Genomic DNA, 15,648 nt, shown 5'->3' with positions numbered 1-15,648 from the left:
ACCTAATCTTTTAACCGCGTACAGCCCAAAGGGAACACTGTAGCCTCAGCGCGCAAGCGGTGCATCCGACGCTGCGTCGGTCTTCACGAAATCGACGAACGCACGCAGCGGCGCGGGCAGATGGCGTCGCCCAGGATAGTAGAGAAACGGCCCGGAAAACGTCTGCCACCACGGCTCAAGGAGCGGCTCCAGCGCGCCGCTTTCCAGGTGCGGCCGCAGCATGCCTTCGAACAGATGGATCACGCCCACATCTTCGAGCGCGGCGCTCACGGCAAGCTCGATGGCCGCGCTCGGCCTGACCACCAGCGGGCCCGTCGGATCGAGCCGCACCACTTCGCCGTTACGTTCGAAGTCCCACGTCGGCATCGCGCCGCCTGCGAACTGGCCGCGCAGACACGCGTGCTGCAGCAGCTCGCGCGGATGCTCGGGCCTGCCGTTTGCATCCAGATACGCGGGCGTCGCAGCCGTCGCAAAGCGCTGCACGCGCGGTCCGACGGGTATCGCGATCATGTCCTGTTCGAGCCGCTCTTCGTAACGGATACCGGCATCGCAACCGATCGACAGCACATCTGCGAAACCGTCTTCGACCACGACTTCGACGCGTATGTCCGGATACATCTTCAGAAACGGTGCGATGACCGACGGCAGCACGATGCGCGCGGCGCTGGACGGCACATTGAGCTTGAGCGTGCCGCTCGGCTTGTCGCGGAACACGTTGAGCACGTCGAGCGCCGCTTCCATTTCGCTGAAGAGCGGCGTGAGCTTTTCGATCAGGCGCTGGCCCGCTTCCGTCGGCGCGACGCTGCGCGTGGTGCGGTTGAGCAGCCGCATGCCGAGCTTCGTTTCTAGGCGACGCACGGCGATGCTCAGGCTCGATGCGGACACGCCGCTCAGCCGCGCAGCGTCGCGGAAACCGCCCGCGCGCGCGACGGAGACGAAAGCTGCAAGGTCGTTCAATTCCATGGCGGGCCATTGTTCAAGATTTTTAACAGCCCGTACACTTTAGATGGGTTTATTCAACAGCGCAATCGGGCGACACTGTCATCCATCGACTACCACGGAGCGCGTCATGACAAACCTCAATCCTGCCGATACTTTTCCGCTAGCTGGCCGCCAGGTGCGCCGCATGGGCTATGGCGCAATGCAACTCGCCGGGCCGGGCGTGTTCGGGCCGCCGAAGGACCGCGATGCCTGTCTTGCGGTGCTGCGCGAGGCCGTCGACGCGGGTGTCAATCACATCGACACCAGCGACTTTTACGGGCCGCACATCACCAACCAGATCATTCGCGAAGCGCTGCATCCCTATCCCGCCGATCTGACCATCGTCACCAAGCTGGGCGCCGTGCGCGGCGACGACGGCGGATGGCTGCCCGCGATGGAGCCGGAAGACCTGCGGCGCGGCGTGCACGACAACCTTCGCAACCTCGGTCTCGATGCACTCGATATCGTGAATATCCGCATCATGGGCAACATTCACAGCCCAGCGGAAGGATCGATTGAAAAGCAGGTGGTGGCGCTGGCTGAATTGCAGCGCGAAGGGCTGGTGAAGCACATCGGCCTGAGCAACGTGACGGCGACGCAGATTGCCGAGGCACAGCGCATCGCGCCCGTGGTCTGCGTGCAGAACCACTACAACGTGGTGAACCGCGACGACGACTCACTCGTCGATCAGCTCGCCGCACAGGGTATCGCGTATGTGCCGTTCTTCCCGCTCGGCGGATTCACGCCGATCCAGTCGTCGGCATTGTCGGACCTGGCGCACACGTTGAACGCCACGCCGATGCAGGTTGCGCTCGCGTGGCTGTTGCACCGCTCACCGAATATCCTGCTGATTCCAGGCACGTCGTCGCTCGCGCATCTGCGCGAAAATATGCAGGCCGCGCAGCTGCGCCTGAGCGACGATGTACTGCGCCAGCTCGATGCCATTCGTGGCACAGGTGGCGCGCATCAGGCGGGGCACTAAGCTCAACGAGACTGCGAACGCATCGCCGGCTCCGCGCCTTCGGGCGCGGAGCCGTGTGTGTCATGCGCGGGTTCGCCGCGCAAGCGGTCGTCCTGATCCAGCATCGCGCGGGCCGTCTTCATGTCGATGGCGCCTTCCCAGCGCGCCACGGCAATCGTTGCAACACCATTGCCGATCAGGTTTGTGACAGCACGCGCTTCGTTCAGGAAGCGGTCCACGCCAAGCAGCAGCACGAGTCCGGACACGGGAATCTTCTGCATCGATGCCAGCGTCGCTGCAAGCGCCACGAACCCCGCGCCCGCCTCGCCCGCCGATCCCTTCGACGTCAGCAACAACACGCCTAGCACCAGCAACTGGTCCCAGATGGACAGGTGAATGTTCATGGCCTGCGCGATGAAAATGGCGGCCATGGTCAGATAGATCGCGGTGCCGTCGGCGTTGAACGTATACCCTGTTGGCAGCACCATGCCGACCACGGGCTTCGTGCAGCCGAGCTTTTCCAGCTTGATCATCATTTGCGGCAATACGGCTTCGGTCGAAGCCGTGCCGAACGTGATGAAGATTTCGTCCTTGATATAGCGCAGAAACTTCCATAGCGAGAGGCCGCACAAACGCATCACCGCGCCGAGCACGACGACCACGAACAGTATCGACGTCAGATACAACGCGAGCATCAACTCGCCGAAAGAAGCCAGCGTGCCAATGCCGTACTTCGCGATCGTGAACGCCATGCCGCCGAATGCACCAATCGGCGCGGCGTACATGACGATACGCACGACGCCGAACATCGCCTGCAGAAACATGTCGAGCAGATCGACGAATGGCGCCGTGCGCGGACCGAGCCGCGCAAGTGCAATCGCAAGCAATACGGAAAAGAAGATGACAGGCAACATCTCGCCATTCGCAAACGCACCGACCACGCTATTCGGCACGATGCTCATGAAGAAATCGAGCATGCCATGCTGATGCGCGCTGTGCGTGTAGCTGCTGATGGCCGCGCTGTCGATATGCGCGGGGTCGATGTTCATGCCGCTGCCCGGCTTCAGTACATTGACGACCACCAGCCCGATGCCGAGCGCGAGCGTCGACGCAATCTCGAAGTACAGCACCGCTTTCACGCCGACGCGCCCTGCTTCGTGGATGTCGTTCATGCGCGCAATGCCGACCACCACCGAAGCAAAAATGATCGGCGCAAGCAGCATGCGAATCAGACGGATGAAGAGATCGCCGAGCGGCTTCATCTGCGAGCCGATGTCGGGATAGAAATGGCCGACCAGGACACCGGCGACAATGCCGATCAGTACCTGGACGTAGAGCTTCGATAAGGTCTTCGTCAGCTTCGAGCCTTGCATGTCTGTCTCCTGTGCATGGCGTCTTGTGAGTTGCGCCTGGGCGTTGCGGGCGCTCCGTTTGCGTGCTGTGCGCTTCTGTTCTTGTTGTTCGTTACCGCTCGTGCTCAAGGCCGCGCCGGCGTTCTGCTTGCGCCGGTCGCGGCCCTGTTTGTGTCACATCAGGCGGAGAGTTGCTGCATCACTGCGAACAGATCCGACTTGCCTTCGAAACCGATGCCCGGCAAATCCGGCATCGTGATGTAGCCGTTGTCGACCTTCACGCCATCGGGGAAGCCGCCGAACGGCTGGAACAGATCCGGATACGACTCGTTGCCGCCCAGCCCCAGGCCCGCCGCGATGTTCAGCGACATCTGATGCCCGCCGTGCGGAATGCAGCGGCTCGCGGTCCAGCCATGCTGATGCAGCATCTCGAGCGTGCGCAGATATTCGACGAGGCCGTAGCTCAGCGCGCAATCGAACTGCAGCCAGTCGCGGTCGGCGCGCATGCCGCCGTAACGGATCAGGTTGCGCGCGTCCTGCATCGAGAACAGGTCTTCCCCCGTCGCCATCGGCTTGTCGTAGTAGTTGCGCAGCGTCGCCTGCAATTCGAAGTCGAGCGGATCGCCCGGCTCTTCGTACCAGAACAGGTCGTATTGCGACAGCGCCTTCGCGTACTGGATCGCCGTGTCGAGATCGAAGCGGCCATTGGCATCGACGGCGAGTTTCTGGCCGTCGCCGAGCACACTGAGAATCGAGTCGATGCGGCGCAGGTCTTCATCGAGCGACGCGCCGCCGATCTTCTTCTTCACCACCGTATAGCCACGGTCGATATAGCTGCGCATCTCGTCCTTCAACTTGCCATGATCCTGGCCTGGGTAGTAGTAACCACCCGCGGCATAGACGAACACCTTGCGGTTCGGCTTGCCGTCGCCATAACGGTCGGCGAGCAACTGGAACAGCGGCTTGCCTTCGATCTTCGCTACCGCGTCCCACACGGCCATGTCGATCGTGCCGATCGCCACCGAGCGCTCGCCGTGGCCGCCCGGCTTTTCGTTCTTGAACATCGTTGCCCAGATCTTGTGCGGATCGAGGTTGTCGCCGGCATCGTTGACGAGGGAAGCGGGGTCCGCTTCCGTCAGGCGCGGAATGAAACGCTCGCGCATCAGCTTGCCCTGCCCGTAGCGGCCATTCGAATTGAAGCCGTAGCCGACCACCGGCTTGCCGTCGCGGATCACGTCGGTGATCACTGCGACTAGGCTCAGCGTCATCTTGCTGAAGTCGATATACGCATTGCGGATGGGGGAACTGATCGGAAGGGTCTTCTCGCGGATTTCAACGATTCTCATGGCAACTCCAGGAACGCGCCGCCCTTGTCTGTGCAATGTGGCGGCGCAAAGCTACGGGACTTCAGGAGTCGCTAGGTTATGCGCGAATTGACGCGTTATGATTCACTGAAAATCACTTCTTTATTAACTTTCGGTGAAAACTGACATCGCCTCGCAACTGGAGTTCTTCGTGCTGCTGGCACGGCATGGCAACCTGTCGGCGGCCGCGCGCGAGCTCGATCTGACGCCGCCCGCCGCCACCAAGCGCCTTTCGCAGATGGAAGCGCGCCTGGGCGTGCGGCTCGTGAACCGCACCACGCGCAGCGTCAGCCTGACGGCGGAGGGCGAGACGTATCTGCATCACGCCACACGTATCCTTGCGGAAATCCGCGATATGGAAGACGCCGTGTCGTCGAGCCGCTCAGTGCCGCGCGGCCTGCTGCGCGTGAACGCGACGCTCGGCTTCGGGCGCACCACCATCGCGCCGCTCGTGTCGGAGTTCGCGAAACGCTATCCGCATGTGGAAGTGCAACTGGACGTGACCGACCGCCCTGTCGATCTGGTCGAGACGGGTGTCGATCTGGCGATCCGCTTCGGCTCGCTGCCCGACAAGCGCCTCAACGCGCGCCGCGTGATGGAGAACCGGCGTTTTCTGTGCGCGTCGCCGGCCTATCTCGAGCGGCACGGCACGCCCGAATCGCTCGCCGATCTCGCCAACCATCATTGCATCGTGCATCGGCAAAACGACGATGCGTATGGCGTGTGGCGTTTCGAGCACGACGGCGCCACGGAGAGCGTGAAGGTGCACGGCATGCTGTCGAGCAACGATGGCGACATCGTGCTGGGTTGGGCGCTCGACGGCCACGGGATACTCGTGCGCTCCGAATGGGATCTGGCGAAATACGTGGAGAGCGGACGGCTGCGCATCGTGCTGCCGGACTATACGCAGCCTTCGGCGGATCTGTTTGTCTACTATTCGAACCGCCGCAATCAGTCGGCGCGGGCGCGAGCGTTTATCGATTTTCTGGTTCAGCGCTTTACAGGCAACGCGTGATCCAGGCTTGAATTGCCTGGTCCGGCTCTTTCAAGTCTCTTCTCCTGCATACGCAACTCGTTCGATTTCATCGAACGAGTTCATCGGCAAACGCGTACGTCAAAGCGCGGCCCGCCCTCTACGATCTCTTCCATCCGCCAGATAGCGGCACCTGCAGCGTGCAGGGCCGCTTTCAGGTCTTCGCACATGTTCGCCTGCTCTGTCCGTGCCGAACGCGTGCCGACTCCATCAACTGTACGCACACGACATCATGCGAAACACACTTGTCTCTGCCTTGCTTGCTGCATCGGTCGTTTTGAGCGGCGCGGCGCATCACGCGCACGCGGCCGTCAGCGACGACTATCTGCCCGCTTCATCGCCAGCCATTGCGGCCGCTTCCGCGAGAGTCCAAGACGGCAAGATCGACGTGAACGGCGTGCGATATCACTATCTGCTCGCGCCGGGCAAGAAAGACAGCCCGACCGTCGTGCTGCTGCACGGCTGGGCATCTACGTCGTATATGTGGCGCTTCGTGATGCCGCAACTCGTCGCGCGCGGCTATACGGTGCTCGCGCCCGATCTGCGCGGCCTTGGCGATACGTCGAAGCCCGCCACGGGTTACGACAAGGCCACTGTAGCCGAAGACATTCATGCGCTCGTCGCGAAGCTCGGGCTTGGACCGCAGATCAATATTGTCGGCCACGACATGGGCGGCATGGTCGCTTATGCGTACGCGGCACAACATCCCAATGAGGTAAGCACGCTTGCGATTCTCGATGTGCCGCTGCCCGGCATCGAACCGTGGGATCAACTGGTGCAGACGCCGCGCACATGGCACTTCCGCTTTTACTCCGTGCAGGATGTGCCCGAAATGCTGATCGCGGGGCGAGAACTCGAATACCTGAAGTGGTTCCACAACTCGGAAGCCGTGAATGCGCGTGCCTTTACTGAAGATGTCGAAGAAACGTATGCGCGCGAATACGCGATGCCGGGCGCACTGCGCGCAGGCTTCGAGTACTACCGTGCCTTTCCGCAGGACATCAAGGACAACCGTGCGTTCTCCGCAACGAAGCTGACCATGCCGGTGCTCGGAATCGGCGGCGCGGGAAGCATGGGACCGATTATCGGCGACCAGTTGCGGCATGTTGCGACAAACGTGCAAGCCGTCAACGTGCAGGGTTCCGGACATTGGGTCGCAGAGGAACAACCTGCCATCGTCACCGACGCGCTGCTGAAGTTCTTGCCCGCTGTGCACTGATCCCGACACGCTTTAAAAAAAGTACTCAACCCATTTCGAATGAGTGCTTTTTCTCTCTTCAAACCGAAAGGACACACCATGAAGTTCTATTTCCACCCGTCGCCGAATCCTCTCAAAGCTGCGTTGCTGATCGAAGAACTGGGTCTTCCGTACGAATTGATCGCCGTCGATACCTTCAAGGGCGAGCAGCACAAGCCTGAATTTCTCGCGATCAATCCGAATGCGAAAGTGCCTGCAATCGTCGACGAAGGCGTGACCGTGTTCGACTCGCAAGCTATCCTGCTGCATCTTGCCGGCAAGCATGAGCGCTTCGTTGCACGCTCGGCAGCCAGCCACGGCGCGATGCTGTCGTGGCTGATGTTCATCGGCACGGGCCTCTCGCCGTTTTCGGGGCAAGCGGTGCACTTCCTGCACCACGCACCGGAAGCGATTGCCTATGCGCGCAATCGCTACCTGAAGGAAGTGGAGCGCCACTATCGCGTACTCGACGAACGCCTCGCCGTATCGAAGTACCTCGCTGGCGACGAATACACCATCGCCGATATGGCGCTGTGGGGCTGGGCCAATTTCGCGGGCTATATTCTTGGCGAGAAGGGTCTCGGCGACTATCCGCACGTCAAGCGCCTGGTCGAAGAAATCTCGGCACGTCCGGCTGCAATGCGTGCACAGGCGCTCAAGGAAAAGCTCGTGCTGAAGGCCGATTTCGATGAAGAAACGCGCCGCGCACTGTTCCCGCAAAACGCTGCACTGTAAGCCTCAAATAAGGTATGCCGTGGCGCAGATCATTCTGCATCTCGCTGCGGCATTTCATGTTTGCTGCTTGAAGTACTCCGCCCAATACGCGAATCGGAATGCGCCAGCCTTTTGTCTGAAATACACCTGGAACCTCTCCGGTCCGTGAATTAGACTAGTTTCTGCCACGCGACCTTCAAGCGTGGCGGACTCACAAAGTCATCATTGCGCGGACTTTCGTGCCCTCCCTTCTGCACGTGTCTGCCGGCATCGGGCCAGATAACGACTGCCTGATGAAGTCTTTCGCCATCCATTACGCTGGCCCGTCCCCACGGCCATTGCGCCTCACACTCCAGAACACCCGGCCGCATTGACGGCTTTTCGTTCTCTCTTTGATTGCTCCGCGCCAAGCGGCAGCGAGGTGTCACTGCGGCCATTTCAGATTGCAATCCGTTTGAGCCGGTCATTTGATCCTGCAGGCAAAGGGCCCCTGCGATTCAGGGTGTCGAGCGTCCGGTTCCGTGACAAGGAGTTGATCATGAAGATTCCGTATTCAGTCATTGTGTCGGCAACTGCAATGGCAGTGTTCTCGCTCAGCGGCACTGCGCAAGCTCACGATCTCTGTTCGACCGCCACGCTGAAGGGTGCTTTCGGCTTTATCGGCCACGGAGAAATTCTTGGATTGGTAGGCGACGACGGCAAAGTCCATCCCTACACGACGACATCGACACTCGATGACGTCGCACTCGTCACATTCGACGGCGCTGGCAACTTTCAACGCACTGACTTCGGCATGATCGGCGGATTGCCGAAAGGCGGCGTGACGACGTTCAATCCTGTCCAGAGCGGCAGCTACAAGGTGAATGGCGATTGCACCGGCACCATGACCATCATCTACAAGGCAGGCGGCCCTGTGCCAGCGGGTGTCGAAACGGATCTGAACATCGTCGTCGCTGCCGACGGCACGCTCGTCGAATCCGTCGTCTACCGGGCCGTCACCGTGTCGGGCGAAAGCGCGGATCTCACGGTGAAGTGTCCGCCGAATTGCGTGCAAGGCGTGCAGGAAAACTTCGAAGGGAAGAAAGTGCTGGTGTACGGCTTCCGCTAGCCAGATGTAGAAAGGCGCAGTCATCTTATTGCACTGCGCCATTCCCGATGCCGCGCAATCCTTGGCTGGCAGCCTCGACGCAGCATTCGAACAATCCCAGTATCATCAAACAACACTGTCCCGTCCCCGCCGGAGGTCATGCATGTCCAGTTCATCCCCAGTCCGCGTCGCCGTGCTCGACGACTACCAGAACGTTGCGCTCGACCTCGCGGACTGGTCGCCCCTGAAAAACCGCGCGGACATCACCGTCTTCAATGATCATCTTGCCGATCGCTCGCAGGTTATCGAACGTCTGAAGCCCTTCGATATTGTCTGCGTGATGCGCGAGCGCACGCCGCTCACCAGAGAGATCATCGAAAGCCTGCCCAATCTCAAGCTGATTGCGTCGACGGGATCGGCCAATGCGTCGATCGACCTGGACGCAGCGGCTGCGCGCGGCATCGAGGTCGTGCACACGGGCTATTCGTCCACGCCGACCATCGAGTTCACATGGGCGATGATTCTCGCGATGGCACGCAATATCTCCCCGGAAAATCAGTCGCTGCGAGCAGGCGGCTGGCAGCAGATGATCGGCACGCAACTGGCGGGCAAGACGCTCGGCGTGCTCGGACTTGGGCATATCGGTTCGGCCGTCGGCGTGATTGGCCGCGCGTTCCGGATGAACGTGATTGCGTGGAGCCAGAATCTGACGGACGAGCGCGCGGAATCGAAAGGCGTGCAACGGGTCGATAAAGACACGCTGTTCTCCACTTCCGATTTTCTGTCGGTGCATTTGCGCCTGAGCGAACGCACACGGCATCTCGTCGGTGCGGCAGAACTCGCGCAAATGAAGCGTACGGCGAGTATCGTCAATACGTCGCGTGGTCCCATTGTCGATACGGCGGCGCTGGTTGCAGCACTGCAGAACGGACAGATCGCGGGCGCCGCTATCGATGTGTACGATACCGAACCGCTGGAACCGACCCACCCATTGCGTTCGATGAATAACGTGCTCGCGACGCCGCATATCGGCTATGTGTCCCGCGAGTTGTACCAGACTTTCTATGGCGATACCGTGCGCAATATCGTCGAGTGGCTCGACAAGAAGAATGCCTGATGCTTGGTCGGCAAGGCCGGTATGGCCTTGTCAGTCGAACAGCAGCGAAATTCAATCAGGATTATAATTGATTTCCTGATTTCTCAGATCCGTGTTCAGGAGCCGTTCTGATTGCGGCTCAGTGTCTGACCGATCAGCGCACACTTTCGAACTTCGCGAGTCCATCATGAAATCCGCAACTCAAGCTCTCATCATCGCGGCCTTTCTCACCGCGCCCCTCGTTTCTCACGCGCAAACAGCGACGCCCACGGAGAACAACATGACCGGCCAGGCCGGGACTTCGTCACTCAGCGTGGGCACCAAGGATCAATCCACGGGTACACAATCTGGCGGAGGCTTCGGCTCGGAGCCGAGAAGCGCGACGCAATCGGGTGCGGGCAATGAAACGACCCTGAGTCCCTATTCGCCGCCGATTCGGGTCGCACGCTAAATAGCGTACTCCCGCGCTAGCCTCAAACCCCATACGAGGCAATCAGACCTTCTCATGGACGACATGATTCACGGTCCGGTTGCCTCGCTGTCCATGCGCGGCATTTAAACCACAGGCGGCAACAGCTTGCGGTCGATAAAGGACTGCAGTGCAGCGCAAAACGCATCGCGTGTATCGACGGCAGCATTGAATCCCGCTTTGCGCAGCTTGACCGTGCTCACAAACGCAACCGGTCCAGCGGGCGCTCCGGAAGCAAACGCGAAGTCGGCATGCTGATCGCCCTGTCCGACGAAGGCGCGCAGATCACCGCTTGCAAGACCATACTTCGCGACAATCTTCGCCCACACGTCCGCGTTGTCGCGAATGTACTGCGCGACATTCGTCGGTTCATCCGTTCCCGCTGTTACGCCAAGCGTGCTTGCCATCGCCGGCCACACACTGCGCCATTCGAATACATCGCCGTTGGTGATGTTGAAAATTTCATTGATTGCCTGCGGCGATTGCGCGGCCCAGACCATCACGTCGCCGACAAGATCGGCATCAGCCGTTTCCCACACAAATGAAGGGCCGCCAGGAAAGCCAAATGCTTCGCCTTTCTCGCGGCGAATCGCGGCATATACGCCAATGGCGGGCAGTACATTGAGCGCGCCTGCGGTCTTTCCTGTCACCAGTTGCGGACGCAATACCGTGTAAGCGAAGCCATGCTTTTCGCCGGCGTCGCGCACATAGTCCTGCTGGTCAAAGAAGAAGTTCGCGTGATCGTCGCGCGGATCGCTTTCGCGCGCGGGAATGGCAATCGGGTGCAAATGCACGCCATACGCTTTCGTGCCCTGAAGAATCGACACGTGCCTGAGCGTTGCATTGTTCTTGCCGGAAACGAGCGGCTCGATGACATTGCGCAGCATCGCGTTGTTGATCTCGATCTGCGCGGCATTCGACCAGCCGCTCACCAGATCATCTGCATTCTCGTAGATCGCTGCATACGCGACGTGTGTAATTCCTTCCAGCGTCGACAGTGCTTTGCGTGCCGCATTTTCATCGCGCAGGTCGACGGAGACAAATTCAAAGTCACCGCCTTCCGTCAATTCCAGCAATTCCGGCTTGCGCCGCGATACGCCGACGACATCCCAACCCGCAGCGAGAAAACGTTCGATAGCGGCGACGCCAATCAATCCACTCGCGCCCGCCACCAGAACCTTGCCATTCTTGCCCATTTCATTTCTCCAGTTTCGATCCATTTCATTCCGGCTCGAACTGTCGCGTCATGTACTGCGCGACAGCTTCGCGTGTCTTTCCCGATATCGAATCGGCTGGAACGGAATGTAGGCGCGAACGGAAACGGGCAGAAGCCAGCGGCGAGGAATGACGCTTATTCCTTCGGGTAATGGGCTAGCGGAAACTGACGGATGCTGCGCGCGCTCAGGCGCGCGCCAGTGCCTCTTCGACGAATTCGACGAACGCACGCGCTCGCGCCGTCACCAGCCGCCCTGACGGGAAGACGGCCCACAGATCGATGGAAGGCAGCGCCCAGTCGGTCAACACGGCCTGAACCTCGCCTGTGGCCAGTTCGGGAGAGAACATCCAGCGCGACGCCACGGCCAGCCCCATGCCGTTGAGCACGGCTGTGCGCATGCCCTCTGCTGCGCTCACACGCACGCGTCCCGCGAGTGTGACGTCTACCTCGCTGCCATTCTGGCTGAATGTCCAGGTCTCACCGCCGCCGCCCTGCCAATAGACGATGGCCTGATGCCGGCTCAGATCGGCGGGCACGGTGGGCACTCCCGCTCGCGCAAAATAGGCGGGCGCGCCGATCACGAGCCGAGGATTGCACCCGATGCGCCGCGCCGTCATCGACGAATCGCTCAGCGCTCCCATGCGCAACGCCACGTCCATGCCTTCTTCGAGCAGGTCGATGTTGCGGTCATCGAGCTTCAGGTCGATTTCGAGCTTCGGGTGCCGGTTCATGAATTCCTCCAGCCACGGCAGCACATGAAGACATGCGAAGGTCACGGCCGCGCTCACGCGCAGCTTGCCGGACAGGCTGTCAGAGGCGTCGCGGACGGCGTGCTCGGCATCGTCGGCTTCCTGGATGGCGAGCTTCGCATGCTCGTAAAAACGCTGGCCGGCTTCCGTCATCGCCAGGCCGCGGGTCGAACGCAGAATAAGCCGAACGCCGAGGCGTTCTTCGAGTTGCGCGACAGATTTGGAGATCGCGGGCTGCCCCACGTTCATCCGCCTGGCAGCAGCCGAAAACGACCCCGCCTCGGCGACGCTGACGAAAATCTCCATTGCAGCCAATCGATCCATACCGCGCTTCCTCCTGGGTCCGTCGAACCGGTCACGCCGTATTCTCTAACAGATGCCCGCACGGCGGGCGGTTCCGGCACACGTTGCGACCTCCGCAAGAAAGGCTCATATCGGCCACACCTGCACCACCCATGCCTGCAGGGAATGACTCTTATCGCCGCCAGACCGCTTCTGCGCGGCATGTCGAGCGCGCATGATCCTGTCACCGTCAACGCTCATCCCGAGGATGCAAGCATGAACCAGCTCTTCACCCAAACCCAGGTCGGTCCCTTCGAACTTAGCCATCGTGTCGTGCTCGCGCCGCTTACGCGGATGCGCACGGAAGAAGGCAACGTACCCGGCGATCTGATGGTCGAGTACTACACGCAACGCGCCACGCAAGGCGGCCTGCTGATCAGCGACGCGACAGCCGTCGCGCCGCTCGGCATCGCCTATGTCGGCGCACCGGGCATCTATACGGACGAGCAGGCCGCGGGCTGGAAGCGCGTGACGGACGCCGTGCACGCAAAAGGCGCGCGGATCTTTCTGCAGCTGTGGCATGCAGGGCGTCAGGCGCACCCGGCGAACACCGGCGGCGTCACACCCGTGGCACCTTCCGCGCTGCGCTCGCTCGAACATGCGGCCATCCGCGATGAGCACGGCAATCTCGCAGAAGCCGAACTGATCGTGCCGCGCGCGCTCGAACTCGACGAGATCGCCCCGATCGTCGAGCAGTTCCGCCGCAGCGCCGTGCTGGCGAAACAGGCTGGCTTCGACGGTGTCGAACTGCACGGCGCGAACGGCTATCTGTTCGAGCAGTTCCTGCTGGACGGCACGAATCATCGCACCGATGCGTACGGTGGCTCCATCGAAAACCGCGCGCGCTTTCTGTTCGACACGCTCGACGCCGTGGTCTCCGTGTGGGGTCCGGGCCGCGTCGCGCTACGGCTGTCACCGAGCGGCAGATACGGCACCATGTCCGACAGCGATCCGCACGCGACCTTCGGCTACGTCGCCGCTCGTCTGAACGACTATGAGCTTGCCTATCTGCATGTGATCGAGCCGCGCATTCGCGGCATCGAAGAACAGGAGACGACCGAGTCGGACGTCACATCGAAGGACATGCGCCGGATCTTTCGCGGCAGGATCATCGCTGCCGGTGGCTTCACGGGTGAAAGCGCCGAACAGATCATCGTCGACGGCCATGCCGATCTCGTCGCATTCGGGCGCATGTTCATCTCGAACCCCGATCTGCCCGAGCGTCTACGTACGGGCAAGCCGCTCGATCGCTACGACCGCTCGACGTTCTATGGCGGCGATGGACGCGGCTACACCGATTATGCGTTCCATGCCGAAGCCAGAACCGAAGCCGAAGCCGAAACCGAGTGAATCAGCGAGGACAACATCATGAATCGACTTGTGAACAAGACGGCCGTGATCACGGGCGGCAGCAGTGGCATCGGACTCGCGACCGCCCAGCGCTTCGTCGACGAAGGCGCGCATGTGTTCATCGTCGCCAGACGGCAATCGGAACTCGACAAGGCCGTGCGGCAGATCGGGCGCAACGTGACGGCCGTGCAGGCCGATGTGACGAAACTCGACGAGCTCGAGCGCCTGTACGCCATCGTCGGGAAGGAGCGAGGCAGCATCGACGTGCTATTCGCCAACTCCGGAGCGATCGAACATCGCACGCTCGATGCCATCACGCCCGAGCACTACGACGCCACCTTCGACGTCAACGTGCGCGGCCTGATTTTCACCGTGCAAAAAGCGCTGCCGTTGATGGCAAGAGGAAGCAGCATCATCCTGACCAGTTCGATTGCAGGCGTCAAAGGCTTGCCCGCGCACGACACCTATAGCGCCGCCAAAGCCGCTGTGCGCTCACTGGCTCGAACGTGGACGACGGAACTGAAGGGTCGCGGCATCCGCGTCAATGCGATCAGCCCTGGCGCCATCGACACGCCGATTATCGACAGCCAGGTGACCCCGGCAGCGGAAGCGGACCAACTGCGCGCGCAATTTGCTGCGGCAACGCCGCTGGGACGTATCGGCCAACCGGAAGAAATCGCTTCGGCAGCGCTCTTTCTCGCATCCGACGACAGCAGTTACGTGGCGGGCATCGATCTGTTCGTGGATGGCGGACTGGCGCAAGTGTAGGTCTGCCAGCCGTTCGAAGCGAACGGTTGCGCTCACCTTCCTCGTCACGCGACGTGCATCCCGCTCCCTGTAAAGGATGCACGTCGCGCTTACCTTTACTGCAGGAGCTTCAGGACTTGCTGCGGCATCGAGTTCGCTTGCGCGAGCACCGAAATGCCAGCCTGTTGCAGAACCTGAGCCTTCGACAGGTTGGCCGTTTCCGTCGCGAAGTCGGCGTCGGTGATCTGCGATTCAGCCGCGCTCATGTTGGTCGCTTCCGTTTGCGTCGTCGAAATAGCGGCCTGGAACGTGTTCTGCGTTGCACCGAGCGTTGCCTGGAAGGTGTTGACGCTCGTCAGCACCGTATCGATCGAGCTCATCGCTGCCTGCGCATCCGAAGCCGTCGCCACCGTCAGGCCACTGATACCCAGCGAGCTTGCATCCCACTTCTGCGTGCCGAAGTCAGCGGTGATCTGCTGGCCGTTGAACGCACCGATCTGGAAGTTCACCGAACCCGCGCCGTTCAGCACGGACTGGCCGTTGAAAGTGGTCTGTTGCGCGACGCGCGTGATTTCCGTCAGACGCGTTGACACTTCCGCCTGCAGATTGGCGAGTGCGTTCGAGTCGAGCGAGCCGTCGCCTGCTTCCACTGCCAGCTGGCGGATACGCTGCAGGTTGTCGACGATCGATTGCAGCGCGCCGTTGGTGGTCTGCACCATCGAAATGCCGTTGTTCGCGTTGGCCGCGCCTTGCGTGAGCGCATTGATCGAAGCCGTTTGCGACGTCGCAATCGCGAGGCCAGCCGCGTCGTCAGCAGCCGTGTTGATGCGCTTGCCGGACGACAGACGGTTGATCGCCTGCGAGAGCGCATTCTGCGACCCCGACAGGTTGTTCTGCGCCGTCAGCGACATGATGTTCGTATTGATGTTAAGCATTTCAACCCCTTTCGG

General features: G+C 61.1%; 15 protein-coding genes. 9 read left to right on the top strand and 6 right to left on the bottom strand.

The window, feature by feature from the left end:
* Positions 1-45: 45 nt before the first annotated feature.
* Positions 46-963 carry a LysR family transcriptional regulator gene (locus DK391_RS20685; RefSeq protein ID WP_109479842.1) on the bottom strand — a complete coding sequence of 306 codons (918 nt, stop codon included), beginning with the start codon at positions 961-963 and terminating at the stop codon, positions 46-48.
* A gap of 106 nt (positions 964-1,069) precedes the next feature.
* Between DK391_RS20685 and DK391_RS20680 the strand changes: the two genes are divergently transcribed.
* The gene (locus DK391_RS20680) at positions 1,070-1,963 is read left to right on the top strand and encodes an aldo/keto reductase family oxidoreductase (protein WP_109479841.1); all 894 of its coding nucleotides are present in this window, start codon (positions 1,070-1,072) and stop codon (positions 1,961-1,963) included.
* A 2-nt stretch (positions 1,964-1,965) separates the two neighbouring features.
* Here the strand turns inward: DK391_RS20680 and dctA are convergent, their stop codons facing one another.
* Together dctA and DK391_RS20670 are read right to left on the bottom strand one after the other, a co-directional pair.
* A complete protein-coding gene (gene dctA / locus DK391_RS20675) occupies positions 1,966-3,315 on the bottom strand; it encodes a C4-dicarboxylate transporter DctA (RefSeq protein WP_109479840.1) in 1,350 nt (449 codons plus the stop codon).
* Between the two features lie 158 nt (positions 3,316-3,473).
* Positions 3,474-4,640 (bottom strand): mandelate racemase/muconate lactonizing enzyme family protein, encoded by a 1,167-nt coding sequence (locus DK391_RS20670; RefSeq protein ID WP_109479839.1) that lies wholly within the window; start codon positions 4,638-4,640, stop codon positions 3,474-3,476.
* Positions 4,641-4,773: 133 nt separating this feature from the next.
* Here DK391_RS20670 and DK391_RS20665 point away from each other — a divergent pair, with 133 nt between their 5' ends.
* From DK391_RS20665 to DK391_RS44390, 6 genes are all read left to right on the top strand, one after another.
* Positions 4,774-5,673 (top strand): LysR family transcriptional regulator, encoded by a 900-nt coding sequence (locus tag DK391_RS20665; protein WP_109479838.1) that lies wholly within the window; start codon positions 4,774-4,776, stop codon positions 5,671-5,673.
* A 250-nt stretch (positions 5,674-5,923) separates the two neighbouring features.
* Complete coding sequence (locus DK391_RS20660; protein WP_109479837.1) at positions 5,924-6,910, top strand: alpha/beta hydrolase; 987 nt, start codon at positions 5,924-5,926, stop codon at positions 6,908-6,910.
* Positions 6,911-6,988: 78 nt separating this feature from the next.
* Positions 6,989-7,663 (top strand): glutathione S-transferase N-terminal domain-containing protein, encoded by a 675-nt coding sequence (locus tag DK391_RS20655; protein ID WP_109479836.1) that lies wholly within the window; start codon positions 6,989-6,991, stop codon positions 7,661-7,663.
* Positions 7,664-8,180: 517 nt separating this feature from the next.
* A complete protein-coding gene (locus DK391_RS20650; RefSeq protein ID WP_109479835.1) occupies positions 8,181-8,750 on the top strand; it encodes a hypothetical protein in 570 nt (189 codons plus the stop codon).
* 142 nt (positions 8,751-8,892) lie between these two features.
* The gene (locus DK391_RS20645; RefSeq protein WP_109479834.1) at positions 8,893-9,846 is read left to right on the top strand and encodes a D-2-hydroxyacid dehydrogenase family protein; all 954 of its coding nucleotides are present in this window, start codon (positions 8,893-8,895) and stop codon (positions 9,844-9,846) included.
* A 166-nt stretch (positions 9,847-10,012) separates the two neighbouring features.
* Positions 10,013-10,276 (top strand): hypothetical protein, encoded by a 264-nt coding sequence (locus tag DK391_RS44390; RefSeq protein ID WP_162600873.1) that lies wholly within the window; start codon positions 10,013-10,015, stop codon positions 10,274-10,276.
* A gap of 104 nt (positions 10,277-10,380) precedes the next feature.
* Here the strand turns inward: DK391_RS44390 and DK391_RS20640 are convergent, their stop codons facing one another.
* Together DK391_RS20640 and DK391_RS20635 are read right to left on the bottom strand one after the other, a co-directional pair.
* Positions 10,381-11,490, bottom strand: a complete 1,110-nt coding sequence (locus DK391_RS20640; RefSeq protein WP_109479833.1) for an SDR family oxidoreductase — start codon at positions 11,488-11,490, stop codon at positions 10,381-10,383.
* Between the two features lie 205 nt (positions 11,491-11,695).
* Positions 11,696-12,583 (bottom strand): LysR family transcriptional regulator, encoded by an 888-nt coding sequence (locus DK391_RS20635; protein WP_109479832.1) that lies wholly within the window; start codon positions 12,581-12,583, stop codon positions 11,696-11,698.
* A gap of 234 nt (positions 12,584-12,817) precedes the next feature.
* Here DK391_RS20635 and DK391_RS20630 point away from each other — a divergent pair, with 234 nt between their 5' ends.
* Both DK391_RS20630 and DK391_RS20625 read left to right on the top strand, forming a co-directional pair.
* Entirely contained in the window at positions 12,818-13,951 is a 1,134-nt protein-coding gene (locus tag DK391_RS20630) for an alkene reductase (RefSeq protein WP_109479862.1), read from the top strand.
* An 18-nt stretch (positions 13,952-13,969) separates the two neighbouring features.
* On the top strand, positions 13,970-14,719 hold the full coding sequence (locus DK391_RS20625; protein WP_109479831.1) for a glucose 1-dehydrogenase: 750 nt from the start codon (positions 13,970-13,972) through the stop codon (positions 14,717-14,719).
* Positions 14,720-14,814: 95 nt separating this feature from the next.
* Here the strand turns inward: DK391_RS20625 and DK391_RS20620 are convergent, their stop codons facing one another.
* The gene (locus tag DK391_RS20620) at positions 14,815-15,633 is read right to left on the bottom strand and encodes a flagellin domain-containing protein (RefSeq protein ID WP_109479861.1); all 819 of its coding nucleotides are present in this window, start codon (positions 15,631-15,633) and stop codon (positions 14,815-14,817) included.
* Between the last annotated feature and the right edge of the window lie 15 nt (positions 15,634-15,648).

The sequence above is a fragment of the Paraburkholderia sp. C35 genome (assembly GCF_003121405.1).
GTDB lineage: Bacteria > Pseudomonadota > Gammaproteobacteria > Burkholderiales > Burkholderiaceae > Paraburkholderia.
This window is presented reverse-complemented; position numbering and strand designations above follow the sequence as displayed.